The following is a 19,647-nucleotide window of genomic DNA, read 5'->3' as shown; positions in this document are numbered from 1 at the left end:
CTCTCCGGTGGATCCCCGAAGAGGCCGCCGACATGTCGGCATCGACCGGCCGCCGATGATCAACTGCCGGTCCAGGCCGAACGGTGACACACAGCCACCGGGTCGGCAAACCATTTCCTGGACCCTCCGGCGCTCCGTCCCGGTCAGCCGGCGGCGGAAAGGCGCGGCTCGAACGGCGAGCCGTCGGAGCGGGGCGTCCAGCCGCTCCACCGCGCGGCCCGAGCCGACCGGCGACCCGCCTGCGTCCCGTCCCATGCCTGCCGGCCGCCGGGAGGGCTCCGGTCCGGGTGGCGTTGCGGTCCGCGGCCGGTGCTCGCGTTTTCGGGCTGTCAGCCCGTCGCGTGCACCGTCGCCACGGCGAACACCGCGGTCACCCACGTCCACAGCACCGACAGCGCGACGTGCCCCGCCGTCCGCAGCCGGTGCCCCCGCCACAGCCGCGGGGAGAAGTAGGCGAACTCCATGATCCAGCGCAGGCCCCAGAACAGGGTCTGCCCGCACAGCAGAACGGTCGGCAGGCGGTCGCCGCTCAACAGCTCCGTCGTGCACGCCAGCGGCAGCGCGCCCAGCAGCACGCAGGTCAGACCGATGAAGAACAGGTGCGCGTAGGACACCTGCCGGGTCAGCAGGCTGGTGCCGCCGAGGTCGCCCGGCCAGCCGAGGATGCGCGGCAGGATGACGTGGAGCAGGCCCATGCCGATCAGGGCCGCCCCCACCAGGTGCAACTGCCCGGCCAGCGTCAGCAGGTGCATCACGCCCCGCCTCGGGCGAAGGCGAACGCCGTGACCAGGCCCGCGATACGCCGCTCGGCCACCGGACGCAGACCGGCGTGGCCGGCCAGCCGCAGCCACTCCGCACGCGGCCAGAAGTGCCAGGCGCCCGGCCCGAAGACGGCCGTGTTCGCGCCGTCGCGCAGGTGTTCCACCACGATCAGCCGGCCGCCTGGGCGCAGCACCCGGGCGCACTCCTCGAACAGCCGCCGGCGTTGTTCCGCCCGCCGCAGCTCGTGCGCGGCGAAGACCAGGAACACCGCGTCCACCGCGGCCGCGGCCACGGGAAGGGCGTCGGGACGTCCGGGCAGCGCGTGCGCCGGCGGCGGCACCCGGCGCCGGGCGCGGCGCACGGAGGCCTCGGTCATCACGGCCGGGTCGTAGAGGTCGACCGTCGTCTGCCGGGAGGCCGGCCAGCGGGCGGCCAGCACGTCGCTGGCCTCGTCCAGGCCGGTGCCCACCACCAGGTGCGCGGCCGGCTCCTGCGTCAGCACGGCGTCCAGCCAGCCGTAGCCGTACAGTTCGGAGCGGTCGTAGACGAGCCAGCTCGCGGCCGTGGCGGAGGCCAGCAGGCCGACGGCGGCCGCCGAGCCCGCGCGGGCGAGCGCCCGCGGCGCGGGCGGCAGCCGGCCCGACACCGCGGCCAGGCCCGCCGCGGTGGCCAGGGCGGCGGCGTACCGCGGCCAGTTGTAGGCGATCACGTCCCGCACCCCCGACCGGCGGATCACCGCCTGCCCCCGCTCTCGGTCCGGCGCACGCCGCGTTCCCAGCCGTACTCCAGGTCGGCGACGTGGAAGGCGTTGGCGAGGACCGGCCGGGTGCCGGCGAACGGGCCGTGGTCGAAGAAGGTCAGGCGGCGCACGTCGACCGCCACCGGCCGCGGCTCCCAGTGCGCCCGGAACGCCTTGACCACGATCACGGACCGGGTCTGCGGTTCGTACTCGAAGGTGTAGGGCAGCGGGCCCGCGAACCGCCGGGCGGCACGGGCGTCGGGGAAGGGGCTGCCCGGGGGCAGGGGCGCCGGCGCACTGCCCAGATCCGCCCGCACCCGCAGATCCGCCCGGCCGTCCGCGCTGTCCACACAGAACTCCAGCGTGCCGTTCACGGCCCGGCTGCTCATGCGGGCCATCCGGTAGTGGTAGCGGGTCAGCAGGTTGCCGCCGAGAGCCATCAGCCGGCGGTCGGTGTCACTGCGCAGGATCCGCAGTCCCCGCATGACGCGCCCGCCGGGGGTACGGAAACGGGCGAAGACGCGGTAGCCGGTGAGCAGGTGGTCCGCCCCGAAACGCGCGGGCAGCACAGCCGGCCGCAGCGCGCGGGTGTCCACCAGCGCGACCGCCACGAACCCGTACGCCCCTGCCTCCCCGTGCTGTCCGTAGGTCTCCAGCTCCAGGCCCGGGCCGAGCAGCGGACGCAGCACCGTCGCCGGCAGCGCGTACGTCAGGACCAGCGAGTGCGCGAAGCGGGCACGGATCGCCACCGGGTGACGCTGCAGCAGATACCTCACGGCTCGATCCTCCGGTCCCCGGCGGCGTCCCCCAGCCGCACCGCCCGCACCACACCCCACAGCGCCGAGCGGTCCTGCCCGGCCCAGCCCGGCCCGTGCGCACCCGGCTCCCGGGCGCTGCGCAGCACCACCACGCCGCCGGGCCGCACCGCGTGCCGCACGGCCGCCCGCAGCCGGCGCGCGAAGCCCGCGTCCGGGCCGTCCAGCACGTTCGAGAGCGTCACCGCGTCGTAGCCGCCGCGCGGCGCCCGCTGAAGCGTGTGCACCACATCGCCGTGGACCAGCCGCACCCCCGCCCCCGCCGCCGGCTCCGGCTCCGGTGGCGGGGCTGGGACTGCCGGCGGCTGCGCACCCGCCAGCAGACGCCACAGCCACTCGTTGCGCGCATTGGGATGCCGGCTCACCGTCCGCTGAAGACGCCGGCGCAGCACCTCGTCGAAACGCGCCGGCACGACCCCCGCGAACGACGGACGCAGCGCCACCGCCAGGGCCCCGCCGGGCCGCAGCCCGATGCGCATCAGCCGCCGCAGACCCGGCGTGTCCAGCTCCTGCCGCCAGCGGCGGGCCTGCTCCGCCGGATCGTCGAGGGCCAGAAAGTCCCGCAGCTTCTCCTGCCGCCACGCGGGCAGCAGCCGCGCGGCCGCGCCCCGGCCCACGCGCATGACCGCCTCCGCCGTTCCTTCCCGGGCCGCGCCCCCGGCCAGCCGCTCGCGCGCGTAGGCGAGCTGCACCGCGTTGACATCGACGGCCGTCACCTCGTACCCCGCCCCGGCCAGCGCCGCGGCCGTGTCCCCCGCCGAGGCGATGCACAGCACCCGCGCGCCCGGCGGCGGGAACACCGCGAGCTCGACACCCCAGTCCTCATACATCCGCCCGAACAGCAGGCGCGGCCCGCCGAATCCGCCGAGCAGCCGGCCCCGCGCCCACGGTGTCCCGCTCACTCGTCCACCGTCCAGGTCACCATCCAGATCAGCGCCAGGAAGGCCAGATCCTGCGTCACCAGACGTCCCGGCTCCTCGATCTGGCCGGGGCTGAAGAGCAGACCGCCCGAATTGAACGCCACCACCAGCACGCTCTGCAGCAGCGCCGCCGCCCGCGCCCGCCGCCCGCTGAGCACCCACACGCCGATCGCGACCTCGGCCAGGCCGATCCCGGCGAGCACCGCCGTCACCGCCCACCCGGGCAGCAGCGGCACGTCCCCCACGATCGCCCGCTGATCCGCCCGCCCCGGCCAGATCTTGCACCAGAACCCCTCGTAGAACCACACCAGGGCGATCGCCCACCGCGCCGCCCCGCCCCGCCCCGTACTCATCACGCGATGATCATGCCTGCCGCCCCGCCCCGCGCGATGGCGGCCCCCCTCCCCGCACCACCCCCCGGGCCCCGGACGCCGGCACGCCGCCCGTCCCGGGACCGACGCCGGCTCACCGCAGCGTGGCGGGACCGACGCCGGCCGGCCAGGGCCCGGTGACCGCATGGGCCGCCCCGCCGCATGGGCCATCCCGCCGCACGGGCCGGCCGCCGTGTTCGTCGAGGGTCCTGGTGGACCAGTAGCGGTCCCACTTGTCCCCCACGTGCTGGGGGACCATGGCCTGCGGGTAGCGGGCCCATCCCGCGGGCGGCTCCTCGCCGTCGGGGATGCAGTCACCGCCGGAGTTGTTCACCTGTTCCCTCCGAGGATGCCCCGGCCTTCAGGCCGGGGAGGAACCGGACTGCTGCGGAGCAGGGCAGGGATAGCCGGATCGCCGCCAGGGCGATCCGGGCACGTCGGGAGGTCGGCATGGGCTGAGGCCTTTCTGGTCGGATCTCGCCGGAAGCGCCCTTGAGTCTCACGGCCCCGGCGCAGCTGGGACATGAGCACCTCTACTCAGATGACACAGGCACACAGCTCAGGCGTACCCAGGGCGGCCCGGCTCCCGGTGCCTGCGTTTGCCGGTTACTGCGGACGGCAGGAGACTGGTGATACCAGCGTGACAGCGCCGCTGGAGAAAACACGGGGACGGCCGGTGCGCCGAACGCTTCCCCCCTTTGCCGCTGCACCAGCGGGCATCTGCGGGTCGTTTGCGGCCGGCCGTGCGCACGCCGCGGGCGACCGGCCGCATCCCACGCCGAAACACCGTCCCTGCGCCGGTGGTTGAACGCGATGAGTGGTGACCCGGGAACAGCCGAGCACACCGCCCAAATGACGAACGCCCGGCCGCCGGTGCCTCTCACCCAGGAGGTGTCCCATGAGCGGAACACGCCCCATCAACTGCATCATCCCCCCGTACATTCTCGACAAGCTCCTGGACAGCGAGAACAGCGAGGTACGTCAGGCCGCCCTGGACACCATGCTGCTCACCGCCCGCCTGCGGGGCGAGCGGGCGATCCGGTCGTCCTTCACCGGCGCGGCCGCCCCCGGCGACGGCCGGCGCACCGTCTTCGACTGCGAGCAGGAGGAATTCCTCCGCAACGCCGTCCTGGCCCGGCCGGAGGACGGCCCCGAGTCCACGGACCCGGCCGTCAACCGGGCGTTCGACGCCCTCGGTCTGACCCGCGACTTCTACAAAGAGGTCTTCCAGCGCAATTCGGTCGACGGGCAGGGGATGCGCCTGGACGGATACGTCCACTTCGGCTTCAAGGTCAACAACGCGTTCTGGGACGGACGGCAGATGCTCTTCGGCGACGGGGACGGACAGGAGTTCAGCAACCTCACCGGCTCCCTCGAAGTGATCTCCCACGAGCTGACGCACGGAGTCACCGACCACACCTCGGGATTCGTGTACCACAACCAGTCCGGGGCCCTGAACGAGTCGATGTCGGACGTCTTCGGCTCGCTGGTCAAGCAGTGGTCGCTGAAGCAGCGGGCCGAGGAGGCGGACTGGCTGATCGGGGCCGACGTGTGGACTCCGGGTATCGGCGGCGACGCCCTGCGGTCGATGAAGGACCCGGGGCGCGCCTACAACAACCCGCAGTTCGGGAAGGACCCCCAGCCCGACCGTATGAGCAGGTTCATCCACCTGCCCGACACCAAACGAGGGGACTTCGGCGGAGTGCACTTCAACTCCGGTATCCCGAACAAGGCGTTCTACCTGACGGCCGTGCGCATCGGCGGATTCGCCTGGGAGGCCGCCGGAACCATCTGGTACGAGGCACTCAAAGCGTCCAGCGCTGAGGACCAGTTCCAGGACTTCGCGACCACCACCTTCCAGAAGGCCGGGGAACTGTTCGGCGCCGGCGGCCCCGAGCAGGCGGCCGTGCTGTCGGCGTGGCAGGAGGTGGAAGTCCCGATCAGGGGCGTTCCCACCGGAGTCGCCCGGATACGGAGCTTCGCGGCCAACGGCAGCGGCGGCGCGGGCCGGGAGGACGGCCTGGCGGCCCTCGCCCGGCAGATCGGGACGCTGAACGACAAGGTCACGCAGCTGGCCAAGGATGTCGCAGAGCTGAAGGGCACCAGGTGAAGGTGGCCCTGGAGTCCTACGGCGGGCTGGCGGCAGCGGCCGGTCTGCGCCGCCCGCCCAAGGTGCTGGACACCACCGCCCTGCCCGCCGCGGCCGCGGCCGAACTGGCCCGGCTGCTGGCGGCGGCCGCCGCCACGCCCCCCGAGGAGCCCGACGGCCGCGCCAGGGACGCGATGAGCTACACGGTCACCGCGCAGGACGGCGACCGCGTGACGGTCCTCGAGCAGTCGGACGCCGCCATGACCCCCGCGTTCGCCGACCTGCTCACCTGGCTCAGGAAACACCACGCACAGCAGTGACACACGCCGGGGCGGCGCAGGGCACCCGGTCGACACCGCGCGGACACCCGGCACCAACCCCCGGCCCGCCCCCCGGCAACCGGGGGGAAAGAACAGTTTTCTTCAGATCAGTTCGACGGTGTCGCCGAGCCGTACACGTCCCGAGTGGATGACCGTGGCCAGTGCGTCCAGTCTCATGGCGTGGGCCTGCGCGACGGCTCGCAGGATCAGCGGGGAGTGCGGCAGGTCCTGCTGGGCCTCGTTGGTCATCACGCACCGCTCGCTGGACCGCTCGATCCTGATGCGCAGGGTGCCGCCTATCCGGGCCGTGCCGCCGAACCACTCGTCCTCCACGAACGGCGGTGTGCCCGGCGGTGTCCGCACCAGCAGGTTCGGCCGGAACCGGCGCTCATCGACCGGCACGCCCGAAACGGCCGCGCGGACCCAGTCGAGTGTGGCAGTGGTCAGCAGGCTCAGCGGAAGCTGGTCGAAGTGCGAGACCGTGCCCTCGCGGGCCACTTCGACGTCGTTGCGGTCCAGGTAGCGCCGCACGTAGTCGGTGGGATCGGGTACCGGGACGCCGTCCGGGCCCAGCAGCTCGGGCACCTCCGTGACCACTCCCGCGGGATACCGGGACCGCAGCCGCAGCAGCCCCGGCATCCGCCGGAACCGGCGCGTGCTCTTGCCCGAACCGAACTTCCCCTCGGCGTCCCGCACCGCGTAGAGCCTGTCACCGGCGACGCCCCGGGCACCGACGGCGGCCTCGCTCAGCAGCTCACCGCCGGTGGACTTGATGGGATACCGCCAGATCCGCTCGATCGTGCCGAGCGCCTTGCCCATGTCCGCCCCTCTCAGGGGCTGCTGTCAGCCCGCTTCCCGCTTCCCGGTCCACCGCGCCCCGACGCCGAAGGGACCGCGTCCTTGCCGGTCAACTGCCGTGGAAAAAGGTGCCGCACAGCTGACTGACACCGAGCGAGCGGCAGCACGGACGATAGGGCTCACGACGGAACAAGATCAAGAATCCTGCCCGGCTTCGGGCAGGATCAGCGGCAATGGGTCGGTGGCGGGTGCGTCGCCCAGGCCGAGGCCGGTTCCCCCGCAGCCGCCTTCCTCACCGCCAGGGGCTTGTGTGCCGCACTGGCCCTGAACCATGCCCGGCTGCCCCTGGACACGGCCGGCCACGCCGCACTCACCGCCACCGCCCAGGCACCGCACCCATGCGGCGCGTCAACGACCAGCTCGGCTACCTGCCCACCCACGAGGACCAACTCGCCCTGCAGCCCGCCGCCCTGCAGCCCGCCGCCCTGCAGCCCGCCGCCCTGCAGCCCACCGGCCTGCAGCTCGTCGGCCGGCCGCGCGTCACCGCCGGGCACCGGCCACCCGGCCACCCCACGGCCCCGGGCCCGGCCGTCCCCCGGAGGGTTCCGGGGCCGTCGGGTCAGAGGGATCCGTCGGCCGCGGTCATGGCGTGCGCCAGGTGGTCGACCACCTGCGTGAGGCCGCGCCGGGCACGGTGGACGGCGCGTTGACGGTCGGCGCCGTTGCCCAGGGCACGCAGGCGCGTCCAGCCCGCTTCGACGGTCTCCAGGTCGCCGTGCCGCGCCAGCGCGGGACGCAGCTGGGCCAGCAGCTGTTCCACGAGCACGGTCGTGGGAAGCAGCCGGCGGCTGTGCAGGTCGACGGACGCGCCGCTCAGGCCGTCGCGCGCGGCACGCCAGCAGGCACTGCGCAGGATCGCCGAGGGCGGCCGGAAAGCGGGCTCGCCGGCGTCGATGCCGGCGAGGGCGGTGGCGGCCAGGGCCCGGACGATCGCGGCGAGCAGGACGGTGTCCTGCCAGGTGGCGGCGGCGTCCAGGGCCCGGATCTCCAGCGTGGGCACATGGTGGGACGGCCGGATGTCCCAGTACAGCCCGCCGCGGTCCATGATGGTGCCGGTGGTGGTGAGATCGGCGACGAGCGCGTCGAAGTGCGCCCGCGACTCGAAGTACGGCGGCGGACCCGCGGCGGGCCAGCGGGCCCAGGCCAGCGTGCGCCAGCTGGCGTATCCGGTGTCCCGCCCCTGCCAGAACGGCGAGTTGGCCGCGAGCGCGATCAGCACCGGAAGCCGGCTGCGCAGATGGTTGCTGACCTGGAGCGCCTGGCCGATGTCCGGGATGCCGATGTGCAGATGGCAGGCGCAGATGCTCTGCTCGTCGTCCAGGGCGCCGAACATCGCCACGCTCCTGGCGTACCGGGGGCCGTCGGTCATCGGCGGCGGCAGCGGCTGTTTGAGCACGGGGGTGCCGCTGGAGATGACGCCGAGCCCGTGGCGTGCGGCGGCCCGGGCCACGGCGGCCCGCATGGAACGGATCTGCTCGGCGAACCGGGCCAGGCTGGTGTGGGGATCGGTGCGGGCCTCGACCTGGTAGCAGGTGATCTCCGTGGTGACCCGGCCGCCGAGTTCCGTGGCCGCCTCGGCCACCACCTTGTGCGCCTCCGCCCTCAACTCCCGTGTGACGGGGTCGACCAGCAGGTACTCCTCCTCGGCACCCACGGTCAGCGCGCCCCGGCCCCACCCGGCCCCGGACACGGCACCGCCGGCGGACGCACCGGGATCCGACGGGACCCTTGGGTGTCGCTCTGCACCGGACACGGCAGACATCGTGGCACAGCCCGCCGTGCCGCGGCCCGTCCAGGGTGAGCCAGATATACGCCCGACTCACCTGCCGCACAACCGGCCTCGTGCCGGATGCGCCACCGGACGGACCGGCCCTGCGGCATAGCGTTCACCCTCACCCATTGCAACGACCATAAGCGGATATCGTTGCGTTAGAACTGTAAACATTGCAACGATTTCACAGCAACTACCTGCGCGAATGGCAATCAGACGCAATGGCAGTGTTGCCTGAATCTCGAACGCAACGTAGCGTTTCCAATGTCAGAAACGGCGCGGGCCGATGGGACGCCCGCCGCAGGACAAGGAGCGCACGATGCAGAAGTTCGACACCCCCGCCCCGGTGGACGCCGTCCTCGACATCCCCGCGGGACGCATCCGGTTCATCGCCGCCGACCGGAGCGACACCACCGTCGAGGTCCTCCCGGCGGACCCCTCCCGCAGCCGTGACGTGAAGGCCGCACAGCGGGTCGAGGTCGCCTGCGCCGACGGCGTCCTGCGGATCCAGGCGGCGCAGACGGCCAACCGGATCCTGGGCGACTCCGGCAGGGTCGAGGTCACCGTCCAACTGCCCGCCGGCTCCCGCGTGCGGGCGAAGGCGGCCGTCGCCGAGCTGCGGGGCGTGGGACGGCTCGGCGACGTCACCTTCGAGGGCGCGCAGGCCACGGTCGAACTCGACGAGACCGACAGTGCCCGCCTCACCCTCCAGGCCGGCGACGTCTCGGTCGGCCGCCTCGGCGGACCCGCCGAGATCAGCACCCTCAAGGGCGACCTGACCATCACCGAGGCGGTGCGCGCAACGGTCACCCTGCGCACCGAGTCCGGCCGGATCTCGGTCGGCGCCGCCCGCGGCGTCTCCGCCTCCCTGGACGCGCACACCGCCTACGGCCGCATCCACAACGCGCTGCACACCACCGACGGCGCCGGCACCGCCCTGACCATTAACGCCACCACCGCCCACGGCGACATCACCGCCCGCAGCCTCTGACCCAAGGAGCCCATTGCATGACCGAGTTGGCCATCGCGGCGCACGGGCTGTGCAAGTCCCACGGCGACAAGACCGTGGAGAGCCGCCGCCCGCTGCCCCGCCTGCGCCAACATCAGCTGCCGACGCGACGGTGTCCGCCGAAACAGCCGAGGCACCAGGCCCCCGCGGCCATGCCGGCTCGCCGCGCGCCGGCCCCAGGGCGCTCGCCCTGTGAGCGCCCTGCCCACGGTCCATACCGGCAAAGAGGCATGCCCTTGAACCGTATGAACCGAACGAACGCAGACGGCTGTGGGCCCGCGGCCCGTCGCGACCCGCGCAGGGGCGGGTTTTCGAATGCCGGTGCCGGCGAGAAGCCGTACGAGCCCCACGACCGGCCACCACTGTCCCAGCAGGCACTGCTCCGGCGGGCCCGAGCCGAGGACACCGCGCTGCCGCGGCGACGCGATACCGATACCCGATGGCTCTGGGCATCACCGCCGAGAGCCTGGACCGCCAAGCAGGTACGCCCGGCAGGCGGCGACACCGTGCCCTACGACCGCCTGCTGATCACCACCGGCACCAGAGCGCGGCCCTGGTTCCACCCCGGAGCTGGACGGGGTGATCGAGGGCCTTGCCGCCCGAGCACACCCTGACGGGCGGCAACCGGCGCCTGACTGCCGCTCTTGAAGGCCGCGGCGCAACGCCCACGCCCGTCACCGCGACGACTTGGCCGCCGAACGGTCAGCAACGCGCCCGCATCCGCCACCAGACGCGCCCCTGTCGGCAGCGAAGCTGTCGCGGCCTGAAGAACCCTGCGAACCCGATCCCTCATCGCGGACGGCCCGGATGGGTAGCTACGGCAGGGCCGGTTCCGGATCGCGGGCTCAGCCGACGGTGGTGCCGAACCACTTGGGCAGGTGGGTCAGCAGCTCCTGCTGGTCTTCACCGGCCCAGGCAACGTGGCCGTCCGGGCGCAGGAGCACGGCGGGTACGTCCAGTTCCCCGCTGGTATCGACGACGTGGTCGATCCGGTCTTCCCAGCCCGCCACCGACAGCCGGCCGGTCTGGTCGAGGAGCAGCCCGCGGCCGGCGTGCATCAGTTCGTAGAGGCGGCCCCGCTTCAGCGCGACGTCCCGCATGCGCCGGCCGAGCAGCTCGTGGCCGTCGCCGAGGTCGTAGCGGACGCCGACCGCGGAGGTCATCTCGGTCACGTACCGGTTCACCTCCTCGAAGTCCAGCAGCTTCGAGAACAGCTCCCGCAGCGCCACCGCGCCCGGGGTGTTCTGCAGAAGCGCGGTCTGCGCACGGGTGTTGGCCACGACGGCGGCGCCCACCGGGTGGCGTTCGGCATGGTAGGTGTCGAGCAGCTCCGCCGGGGCCCAGCCGTTGATCTCGGCGGCGAGTTTCCAGCCGAGGTTGAACGCGTCCTGAACGCCGAGGCTGAGGCCCTGTCCGCCGGTCGGCGGGTGAACGTGTGCCGCGTCGCCGGCCAGCAGCACCCGGCCGACCCGGTACCTCTCGGCCTGCCTGGTGGCGTCGCCGACCCGGGACAGCCAGCGCGCGGAGTGGACTCCGAAGTCGGTGCCCACGTGGGCCCGCAGCTGCTCCTTGAACTCATCGAGGGTCGGCTCGGCCGTGCGGTCCTCGGCCACCTCGCCGGCGGGCACGATGACCCGGTACACACCCTCCCCCATCGGGACGGTGCCGAAGCGGACGTGGACCTTGCGGGCCTCGGCCGTGATGGCGGCCACCCTCGCCGGATCCTCCGACATCTCCATGTCGCCCAGCAGCGTCTGGACGGTGGCGGGCTCACCGGGGAAGCCAACGCCGAGCAGCTTGCGCACCGTGCTGCGGCCGCCGTCGCAGCCGACGAGGTAGCGCGCACGCAGCCGCGTGCCGTCGGCCAGCTCGACGCTCACCCCGTCCGCGTCCTGGCTCAGCCCGACCAGTTCGCAGCCGCGCCGGATCTCGGCACCGAGCTCGGTGGCGCGCTCGGCCAGCAGTTGTTCGGTGACGGTCTGTGGAGTCGCGAGGCCGAACGGGTGCGCAGTGTCCAACAGCTCCGGCCGCAACTTGGTCAGACCGCCGAAGTCACTGGTCCGGTACTGCTCGCTGACCGCGAGGAACCGGTCCAACAGGCCCCGCTGGTCCAGCATCTCCACGCTGCGCACCTGAATCCCGCGCCCGCGGGACTGCCCGGCCGACTCGGTCAGCTTCTCGAGTACGACCGTCCGTACCCGGGCCAGCCGCAGCTCGGCGGCCAGCATCAGCCCGGTCGGCCCGCCACCGGCAACGATCACGTCGACCGCGTCGATCATCAAGTGCTTCCCCGTTTCTGCAGGTCGTGGCTTCGAGTGGCGATTCTGCTGCACGACCCGGGCCTTGCCGCAAGCCCCCCTCCGGGCTATAAATTGATCATGGCGAGGAGCGGGACGACCCCCCTTGCCTTCTCCTCGGCTGCTGGGACAGGCAACCTCTTGGCGAAGCGGCGATGTGCCGCCCACGAGCGGTAGGGCGTAGCCGGCCCGCCGCGACCACACGCCGCCTCGTCGTTCGGGCCGGGTGCCGTCGGCAGAGTACAGCCGGCGCAAGGCCATGGATCGTCCTCCACGGCCCGAACCGTTGGGCGGGCACAGCACTGCACCCCGGCTCACACCCGGTGCACAGTCCACCGATCACTCGTTGGTGATTGCGCCACCTGCCCCAACGCCTTGTGCTGTCCGACAGGAAAGGTCGCAGCCGTTCGCACTGGGCATCACCTGGATGATCTGGCGGCGGAATCGCAGGCTTCGCAACGCCCCGGCGGTCGGCCCTGACCGCCCGCATGCTCGCCCCTCCTACCGGGGGTTCCCATGCGGCAAGAGCACCACCTAGGGCAGGTCGGCGTGGTGCGTCATCACGCGCAGCGCCGACGCGGCCGGGCGCGGTGGCCCGCAGGGCGGTGAGTTCGTCGCCGAAGGCGGGCCGGGGGAGGCAGGGCAGGGGGTGAGGAAGTCGGGCAGCCACCGGTTGGAGGCGACCAGGGAGCACAGCAGCCGGGTCTGCGCGGCATCCAGAGCCGTGAAGGTGTCCTGCAGGCGGCGGAACCAGGGGAGTTGTCTCGGATACTGGCGGGGATGCGTCCACATGCGCAGGCTCAGCACCGTCTCCTGCAGAGGCGAACAGGCGAAACCCGCCGACGCCAGGCCGGCCAGGTCGAGTACGAACCGCACCATGAAGCCGGATGCTAAAGGAATTCACTCCGGCCGCCGAGACTGCTGGGATCGGCGCATGAGCATGGCCGCTGCCCCGCACGGCTCTTCCCACCCCGCACCGACCGATCACACCCCGCCAGCACCCGCCCCACACCCGCCCGCCGCACGGCGCTCCGGCGCGTCGGCAGAGCGCCGGGAAGGGCGTTGAGCGATGCGGCCGCCGCCGTGGCGCTGGGCGGCGTCGTCACCGTCGGCGCTCGGTACAGCGCATGACGGGCATGGGCTTCGCCCTGGTGTCGGTGCCCGCGCTGGCGCTGCTGTTCAGCCCGGAAGACGGCGTCGCGCTGGTCAACTGCGCGGCTGGCGTCGTCAGCGCCGCCGGGCTGGCGGGCACCTGGCGGCAAGTGCACCTGCCCGCGATGAGCGTGCTGGTCGCGGCGGCCGTCTGACCGTCCCGCTGGGAACCTGGACGGCCACCCGGCTGCCGGCACCCGCCCTGCTCGCCTTCCTGGGAGCGACGGTGAGCGCCGCCGTCCTGCTGGTACTGGGTGGCGTCCGGGTGGCGTCCCTGTGCGGCACCCGCGGAGCCCTGGCCGCCGGGGCGGCGAGCGGGTTCATGAACGCCGCGGCCGGTGTCGGCCGGACCGGCCCTGTCGCTGTACGCGGCGAACGCCGGATGGCCGGTACGGCAGTTCGTCCCCAACGCGCTGTTCTACGGCGTCATCCTCAACGTCTTCTCCGCGGCAGCCAACGGACTGCCCGCACTCACCGGCCGGGCCTGGTTGACGACGGCCATCGGCCTGACGGCCGGCACCCTCCTCGGCGAGGCCCTCACCCGGCGGATGTCGCAGGCATGGATCCGGCACACCGTGATGCTGCTGTCCCTCGCCGGAGGACTGACCACCCTGCTGCGCGGCCTGTGGCAACTCGGCCGGCCGTGACAGACCGCCCACCGGTGACTACCGCCGAGGTTTACCGCACGTCCAACTGGGTGGACGTGCCGGATGCGAGAGCTTCCTAACGTATCGACCTGTCAGGAACGGCCCGGCGGGCGCGGGATGTCCACCGCACCCGCCCAGTCCCCCGGGGGGAGCTCCTCATGCGCATCGCCACGCCACGCGTCCTCGCCGCCGCGCTCGTCGTCACCGCGGCGCTGTTCACGTCCGCCGTCACCGCAGGCCCCGCCCACGCCGTGGCCGCCTGCGGCAAGCGGGTCGGCGACAAGGACAGCAGCACCTGGCACGCCACCGCCAACGGCGCCAACATGCGTTCGGGCTCCAGCACCGGCTGCCACATCAACGGACTGGCCGCACGCGGCGACGTGCTGGACTACCACTGCTACACCTGGGGAGCCTGGCAGGGTGAGCAGCGCTACGCCTGGACATACGCCCGCAACACCCGTACGGGCGTGGAAGGCTGGCTGCGCACCGACACCCTGAGTGACTTGGGCAGCGACGTGTACTGCGGCTTGTCAACTTGACCCGGCCCTGAAGGAGCGGGCTTGGAGGTAGCGCCCAACTGGCTGCTGGATTGACTCCTCCGTCCAGACACCCCTATGGGGTGGCCGGGACGCGTGACTCACGCCCCGCATTCCACACGGTTACGCCGCGTTGGGCGATGTTGTGGGAAGCATTCCGGTCGGCGTGGGCAACGACCCCGCACCCCCGGCAGATGAAAAGCCCCTGGTCAACGCGGTTTCGCTTGTCAATGTGGCCGCACTCGGCGCATGTCTGGGACGTGTACGCGGGATCAACGAAGACCAGGGGCACACCGGCCCGCTTGGCCTTGTAGACGACGAAGTCTCCGAGCTGGGCGAACGCCCAGGAGTGGAGGGTGACCCGTTGGGGCTTGCGGAGCCGTACCCTCCGCCGGATTCCCTTGAGTTCTTCCAGGGATATCCCAGCGGAGGTGCGTTCAGCCTCGGTCACGATCGTCTTGGCGATGACGTGGTTGGTGTTCTTGAGGTGCCGCTGTTCCCGGCGGGAGCGCTCTTTCAGGCGGCGCTTGGCGCTCTTGGTGCGCTTCTTCTGGAGCTTGGCCCGCAAGGTGAGCTGCCGCTTGCGGTACCGGTTCAGGCCGCGCCCGGCGGCCTGGTAGCCGGTGGACGTGGTGGCGAGGTTGACGATACCGAGGTCGACTCCGATGAAAGAGTCCGGCTCGTAGGGGGCGCCCTCGGGGATCTCGCAGGTGGCGATCAGGTAGAAGCTGCCGTCACGCTCGATCAGGTCGGACTCGCCCTTGCGATACTGCTGGAGCGTCGTGAGCGCGTGAGGCGAACATGCGAAGGGCACGCCCTTGATCCGTCCTGCGGTGGTCCAGATGGAGACCGTCTGCGCGTCGTACTGCCAGCTCAAACAGCGGTCGTCGTACGGCTGCGCGGCATCGGACCGGAATGCGATCGGCTTGGAATCGACCTTCCGGCGGCGCTTGCTGCCGGGCTTGCCGTAGTTCCCGGCCCTGAGGTTGGCGTGCAGCGTGGTGTACGCGTCACGCACCTTCTTGATCACGTGCTGCGCGGCCTGCGCCCCGAGTCCGGAGGCTTTGAGGTGTGCGTACGTGTGCTTGCGCAGCTCATACTCACGCGGCACGTCGTTGACGAACGCCACCTCGGACACCCAGGTGGCCAGGTCGTTGACCGTGCGCAGGGTCGCCGCCAGCGCGGCGGCCTGGCCGGCCTCCGGGATCAGCTTCACCTGCGTCACGATCTTCAAGGGGATGATCCTAACAATGCTCTATGTCACCTCGATGGGAGCCAGACCCCGGAATCCGCAGGGGCCGTAGCGTCGTCCGCACCCTGCACGCGCACTTGGTCTTCACGCCGAAGTACCGGCGCGGCCCGTTCACCGACAACATCCGCAAACGCTGCGAAGAAGTCATGCGCGACACGTGTTACCTGTGGGGTGAGCACTTCTGGTCCCCGTCCCACTTCGCCGCATCGTGCGGCGGCGCACCGCTCGCCGTGGTGAAGGAGTACATCGCGCACCAGAAGCGTCCCGAATGAGATCAACAGTGCGGACCCGTGCGCCCGTGCAGGTCACCCCTACCTTGAGAAGGAATTCCTCCCGGGCGTGAACGCCCGGGGTTTTTCGCTAGATCCCGCTGAACCGCGGCACACACACGACATGCCTGGAAGACCGCCACGGTGCCGCCCCGACGAGACCCTGCGGCACCGTGACGGCACCGGCGGCGCCCTGACGGAATGACGCGAGGTCAGATCATCAGCAGCAGCCGCGTGTTCGCCACGAGCTTGCGGTTCACACTGGTGCTCTGCACGAAGATCGTGAAGTCGTCGTTGTGGTCCGGCTTGACGCGGACCTCCGCGTCCGGCAGACCGAGCAGCACCCGCGCCTCGGGCCCCGTGTACACCCGGTCCGTCTTCTTCTCCAGCACCGCGATCTGCTTGCGCGCCTGTATCTTCTCCGACTTGCTCAGCTGGTAGAACGCACCGCCGGTACGGTAGGTGTGCCCGCACTCCACGACCCAGTCCCGGATCGCCGCGTCCCGCGCCACCGCGATCAGCTGGTACTGCGACGGATCGGCCGGGGTGAGGCCGGCCGCCTCGATGGTGTCCTTGTTGACCGCCTCCGCGCCCGTGGAGAACACCGCCCGCGATCCCCGGATGCCCTTGGTGCGGCCCACCATGAACTTCTCCGTGGCCTGCTGGATGACCTGCCCGGCCTCCTCCAGGCCCTGGGTGCTCGTGGCGTCCCAGATGGCGATGTTGTCCTTCGGGAAACCGCACTGCATGGCCTCGCGCTTGCCCATCTGGTCCGGCACGAGCACGGCCAGCGTCCAGTTGGCGTCCTGTGTCTCGATCATCCGGGACACGGCCTGGACCAGCTGACGCTGATCGCGGGCCGGGGCGTCCGGGCAGCGGTGACTTGCGTTCTCCTGCCCGTCGGTGAGGACGAACGTCAGGAAGCTGTGGTCGCCGTACAGTTGGGCCGTCTGCGCCAGCTCCCGCTGCGACTTCAGCGCGGCCGCCAGCAGAGCCGTCATACCGCCGACCCGGTACAGCTGCTTCAGCGACGGCATCCGCAGCACGTCCTTGTCGTAGATGACGCACTCCACCTGGTCCGCGAAGACGTACACCGTGACGCGGGTCTCCTGGTCCAGCTCCTGCGACCGGCGGGCGAGATACGCGATCTGCTGGTCGGCGACCTCGACGACCTTGCCGCTCAGGTGCGACATCGACGAACTGGCATCCAGCACAAGAGCGACGTGATTGATGTAGTTCTGGCTCCCGGACATGGCAGCTCCCCCTCTGTGTGACTCGATGAACCCACCGTCTCACGCACCACTGACAATCGATCTTGGCTCCCGGCCCCCGACGGCCACGCCGCCCGCCCCCTCCGATCAGCTGCGAGCTGCCCGTGCCGGACCGCGTCGAACGACTGCTCATGCGCGGGCTCGGTCTCAGCCGCACCCGGATACGGCGCAGGGCCGCGGACCGGCGGATCCGCCTGCCGCCGGCCGGACGCCAGACGCACCAGGACTTGAGCCGACCCTCGACCCACCCCGGTCCCGCCAGGCCCCACAAGGTCGTGCGAGGTGGGACACGGACGCGTGATACGAGGCCCGCCATTCGGCTCAGCGCCCGCCCGCCCGGACGGACCGCCCCGCGGGCACCCCTGCCGCCGGCCCCTCGCCGCAGCTGGATTCGGCCGCCGGCGCCAGGGGCCGGGCAGGAGGCCGCGTGCCGGGGCCGCCCTCACTCCTTCGACGCACCGCCCGGGGCGGGTGCCGGGCGGTCAGCCGTCGGTCTCGTCCTCAGGGCCGGGCGCATCGCCGATGGCCACGCGCAGGTCATGCATGCCTTGCAGGATGTCGATGAGGGCTTCCTCCGCCCCGCTCAGCGCCTGCCGGGTCCCCTCGGTGTCACCGCGCTCCGCGTGCAGCTGGGCGCCGAGCGCGTACACCGCCGTCATGACGGCGGCGAAGGCGGCCTCCCGGCCGGGCGGCAGCTCCTCCGCCTCGGGTTCGGAGACCTGCAGCGCGGTGCGCTGCAGCCTGTTGGTCACGACGTTGATCGCGAGGCCGGGATCGCCCTCCAGCCCTTCCCCCCAGCCGAGCAGCGTCTCCAGGACGTCCTCGACCTCCTCTTCCTCGCTCAGCCGGGTCGCGACGGTGATCTCGAACTCCGTCTTCGCCAGCAGACGGCCCAGCAGGCGCAGACGGTCCGCTTCCCCGCCCCCTTCGGGACGCTTCCCGGGCTCTGCCGCCGGCTCCGCCGCCAGGGCGGCCAGCGCCGCGTGGATCTGCTCCGCACTCGCCGGACGCTCGCTCCTGATGCTCACGCCTTCAGCTTCACCCAGCGAAGGCCCACCCGCCCGTCAGGACACCTCCGCGTCCCCCCGCCGCGTCACCGGCGAGGGCCGGCTGCGCGGCCTGGACGCTTCACGCGACCCGTATGTCCACCAGCGGTGCGAGCCGGGCGGCCGTCCATTCCTGGTCGTGCAGGCAATCTCCGGGTTCGGCCGGGGAGGGAAGGCGTCCTTGGTTCGGAGCCGCGAAGCGGCGCGGGGTCGCTGCGGATCCGGGGTGACGGACAAAGAGGCCGCTTCTGGCCTTCGATGTGCCGGCGGATCACGGTGAGCGGTGTGCCGCCGCAGGAGCCGCCGAGAACAGGAGCGGGACCAGCACACCGCTGGCGGACGCCGCCGTGGACACCTTCCTGCGGGCGTCCGGCACCGACCGACCCGGCCGCCACCAGTCCGGCACCGACCGACCCGGCCGCCACCAGTCCGGCACCGACCGACCCGGCCGCCACCAGTCCGGCACCGACCGACCCGGCCGCCGCCCGTCCGGCACCGGACGGGCAAGGGGTGATGCGGTCGTCCGCTCATGGCTTCGACAGTGCGACGCCCACGGCTGTTTCCGGTCGCGTCATCGCCCGCGGTCGACCACGACACGTGGACGCCCGCCCCCGAACACCCGTCCAGGCCTGGCCCGACGATCTGCGGCCGCACGGGCGACACGGACGGCGCCGGTGGCGGGGAACAGATCTCACGCGAGACGCCCCGCAGACGAGCTGGAACACTGCGGGTATGTCCAAGAACCGGGATAACTCCCCACCGCCGCGCCCCCGGTGGCCGCGGTACGGCGTTGACGCTCCTGCGTTCCCGGCGGTACTCGGCGCCGCCGGCACGGCCTGCTGCCTGGCCGCCGGCCGGTGGCGGCCGCGACGCAACGCGATGGCGACCGCGGGGGCGGTACTGCTCGCCGGCACCGGCGTCTACCTGCACACCACCCTGCACGGCAAACTGCGCATCTGGCAGCGGGAACTGGACCGGGCCGGCCTGACGGGCGACGAACGGCTGCTGGACCTGGGCTGCGGTCGCGGCGCGGTGCTCATCGAGGCGGCCAGACGGCTGCCGAGGGGACAGGCCGTGGGCGTGGACCTGTGGTCGGGCGAGGACCAGAGCGGCAACCGGCCCGAAGCAACTCTCGCCAACGCCGCTGCGGCCGGAGTCGCCGACCGGGTGGAAGTACGCACGGCCGACATGACCGAACTGCCCTTCGCTGACGACTCCTTCGACGTCGTGACGAGCGCCCTGGCGATCCACAACATCCCCACCTCCGAGAGCCGCTACCGCGCGGTGGACGAGGCCATGCGGGTGCTGCGCCCGGGCGGCCAGCTGATCATCGCCGACTTCTGGCCGATGGCCAGGAAGTATGCCGCGCACATCGGCCAGGGAACGCTGCGCGGACTCGGCCCCGGCTACTGGTACAGCGGCCCGTGGCTCGGCGTCACCCTGCTGCACACCGTCAAGAAGGGCTGACCGCGCCATCCCGCCCCTGACCGGATGTCTTGAGCGCAAGCCCCGCCCTTTAGGGC

At 72.0% G+C, this 19,647-nt stretch carries 21 protein-coding genes; 8 read left to right on the top strand and 13 right to left on the bottom strand.

Annotation, left to right across the window (positions count from 1 at the left end):
* Window positions 1-329: 329 nt before the first annotated feature.
* The 6 genes from FHS34_RS39655 to FHS34_RS39630 all read right to left on the bottom strand — a co-directional run bounded on the left by FHS34_RS39655 (window position 330) and on the right by FHS34_RS39630 (window position 3,941).
* The gene (locus tag FHS34_RS39655; protein WP_184975062.1) at window positions 330-752 is read right to left on the bottom strand and encodes a hypothetical protein; all 423 of its coding nucleotides are present in this window, start codon (window positions 750-752) and stop codon (window positions 330-332) included.
* Complete coding sequence (locus FHS34_RS43140) at window positions 752-1,471, bottom strand: methyltransferase domain-containing protein (RefSeq protein ID WP_184975059.1); 720 nt, start codon at window positions 1,469-1,471, stop codon at window positions 752-754. The genes FHS34_RS39655 and FHS34_RS43140 overlap by 1 nt, the downstream gene beginning before the upstream one ends.
* A 23-nt stretch (window positions 1,472-1,494) precedes the next feature.
* Complete coding sequence (locus FHS34_RS39645) at window positions 1,495-2,277, bottom strand: DUF2071 domain-containing protein (RefSeq protein WP_221510039.1); 783 nt, start codon at window positions 2,275-2,277, stop codon at window positions 1,495-1,497.
* On the bottom strand, window positions 2,274-3,218 hold the full coding sequence (locus FHS34_RS39640; protein WP_184975056.1) for a BtaA family protein: 945 nt from the start codon (window positions 3,216-3,218) through the stop codon (window positions 2,274-2,276). The genes FHS34_RS39645 and FHS34_RS39640 overlap by 4 nt, the downstream gene beginning before the upstream one ends.
* Complete coding sequence (locus FHS34_RS39635) at window positions 3,215-3,589, bottom strand: DoxX-like family protein (RefSeq protein ID WP_221510038.1); 375 nt, start codon at window positions 3,587-3,589, stop codon at window positions 3,215-3,217. The genes FHS34_RS39640 and FHS34_RS39635 overlap by 4 nt, the downstream gene beginning before the upstream one ends.
* 112 nt (window positions 3,590-3,701) lie before the next feature.
* Window positions 3,702-3,941, bottom strand: a complete 240-nt coding sequence (locus tag FHS34_RS39630; protein WP_184975115.1) for a hypothetical protein — start codon at window positions 3,939-3,941, stop codon at window positions 3,702-3,704.
* A 564-nt stretch (window positions 3,942-4,505) separates the two neighbouring features.
* Between FHS34_RS39630 and FHS34_RS39625 the strand changes: the two genes are divergently transcribed.
* Window positions 4,506-5,717: a M4 family metallopeptidase gene (locus tag FHS34_RS39625; protein WP_184975053.1), complete on the top strand. Its 1,212-nt coding sequence runs from the start codon at window positions 4,506-4,508 to the stop codon at window positions 5,715-5,717.
* Complete coding sequence (locus tag FHS34_RS39620; RefSeq protein WP_184975050.1) at window positions 5,714-6,016, top strand: protealysin inhibitor emfourin; 303 nt, start codon at window positions 5,714-5,716, stop codon at window positions 6,014-6,016. Before FHS34_RS39625 ends, FHS34_RS39620 begins: the two co-directional genes overlap by 4 nt.
* Before the next feature lie 102 nt (window positions 6,017-6,118).
* Here the strand turns inward: FHS34_RS39620 and FHS34_RS39615 are convergent, their stop codons facing one another.
* Both FHS34_RS39615 and FHS34_RS39610 read right to left on the bottom strand, forming a co-directional pair.
* Complete coding sequence (locus FHS34_RS39615) at window positions 6,119-6,835, bottom strand: MOSC domain-containing protein (RefSeq protein ID WP_184975046.1); 717 nt, start codon at window positions 6,833-6,835, stop codon at window positions 6,119-6,121.
* A 598-nt stretch (window positions 6,836-7,433) separates the two neighbouring features.
* Complete coding sequence (locus FHS34_RS39610) at window positions 7,434-8,564, bottom strand: carboxylate-amine ligase (protein ID WP_225817915.1); 1,131 nt, start codon at window positions 8,562-8,564, stop codon at window positions 7,434-7,436.
* Between the two features lie 400 nt (window positions 8,565-8,964).
* On the opposite strand from FHS34_RS39610, the gene FHS34_RS39605 reads away from it, so the two are divergent.
* Complete coding sequence (locus FHS34_RS39605) at window positions 8,965-9,636, top strand: DUF4097 family beta strand repeat-containing protein (protein ID WP_184975040.1); 672 nt, start codon at window positions 8,965-8,967, stop codon at window positions 9,634-9,636.
* Between the two features lie 863 nt (window positions 9,637-10,499).
* On the opposite strand, the gene rox is transcribed toward FHS34_RS39605, so the two are convergent.
* Window positions 10,500-11,933, bottom strand: a complete 1,434-nt coding sequence (gene rox / locus FHS34_RS39600) for a rifampin monooxygenase (protein WP_184975037.1) — start codon at window positions 11,931-11,933, stop codon at window positions 10,500-10,502.
* 552 nt (window positions 11,934-12,485) lie between these two features.
* On the bottom strand, window positions 12,486-12,830 hold the full coding sequence (locus FHS34_RS39595; protein WP_184975034.1) for a hypothetical protein: 345 nt from the start codon (window positions 12,828-12,830) through the stop codon (window positions 12,486-12,488).
* Window positions 12,831-13,078: 248 nt separating this feature from the next.
* On the opposite strand from FHS34_RS39595, the gene FHS34_RS43945 reads away from it, so the two are divergent.
* The 3 genes from FHS34_RS43945 (at window position 13,079) to FHS34_RS39585 (ending at window position 14,289) form a co-directional block, all read left to right on the top strand.
* Window positions 13,079-13,258, top strand: a complete 180-nt coding sequence (locus tag FHS34_RS43945) for a hypothetical protein (protein ID WP_308288341.1) — start codon at window positions 13,079-13,081, stop codon at window positions 13,256-13,258.
* 183 nt (window positions 13,259-13,441) lie between these two features.
* A complete protein-coding gene (locus FHS34_RS43940; protein ID WP_308288342.1) occupies window positions 13,442-13,750 on the top strand; it encodes a hypothetical protein in 309 nt (102 codons plus the stop codon).
* Window positions 13,751-13,908: 158 nt separating this feature from the next.
* Window positions 13,909-14,289 carry an SH3 domain-containing protein gene (locus FHS34_RS39585; protein ID WP_184975031.1) on the top strand — a complete coding sequence of 127 codons (381 nt, stop codon included), beginning with the start codon at window positions 13,909-13,911 and terminating at the stop codon, window positions 14,287-14,289.
* A gap of 73 nt (window positions 14,290-14,362) precedes the next feature.
* On the opposite strand, the gene FHS34_RS39580 is transcribed toward FHS34_RS39585, so the two are convergent.
* Entirely contained in the window at window positions 14,363-15,520 is a 1,158-nt protein-coding gene (locus FHS34_RS39580) for an RNA-guided endonuclease InsQ/TnpB family protein (protein WP_184975027.1), read from the bottom strand.
* Between the two features lie 23 nt (window positions 15,521-15,543).
* Between FHS34_RS39580 and FHS34_RS44310 the strand changes: the two genes are divergently transcribed.
* Entirely contained in the window at window positions 15,544-15,810 is a 267-nt protein-coding gene (locus tag FHS34_RS44310) for a transposase (RefSeq protein ID WP_184975025.1), read from the top strand.
* Window positions 15,811-16,019: 209 nt separating this feature from the next.
* Here FHS34_RS44310 and FHS34_RS39570 read toward each other — a convergent pair whose 3' ends face one another.
* Both FHS34_RS39570 and FHS34_RS39565 read right to left on the bottom strand, forming a co-directional pair.
* Window positions 16,020-17,060 carry a vWA domain-containing protein gene (locus tag FHS34_RS39570; protein WP_184975022.1) on the bottom strand — a complete coding sequence of 347 codons (1,041 nt, stop codon included), beginning with the start codon at window positions 17,058-17,060 and terminating at the stop codon, window positions 16,020-16,022.
* A gap of 500 nt (window positions 17,061-17,560) precedes the next feature.
* Entirely contained in the window at window positions 17,561-18,106 is a 546-nt protein-coding gene (locus FHS34_RS39565) for a hypothetical protein (protein ID WP_184975019.1), read from the bottom strand.
* Between the two features lie 750 nt (window positions 18,107-18,856).
* Between FHS34_RS39565 and FHS34_RS39560 the strand changes: the two genes are divergently transcribed.
* A complete protein-coding gene (locus tag FHS34_RS39560) occupies window positions 18,857-19,591 on the top strand; it encodes a class I SAM-dependent methyltransferase (protein ID WP_184975016.1) in 735 nt (244 codons plus the stop codon).
* Window positions 19,592-19,647: the final 56 nt, after the last annotated feature.

This window comes from Streptomyces echinatus (genome assembly GCF_014203595.1).
Taxonomy (GTDB): Bacteria; Actinomycetota; Actinomycetes; order Streptomycetales; family Streptomycetaceae; genus Streptomyces; species Streptomyces echinatus.
This window is presented reverse-complemented; position numbering and strand designations above follow the sequence as displayed.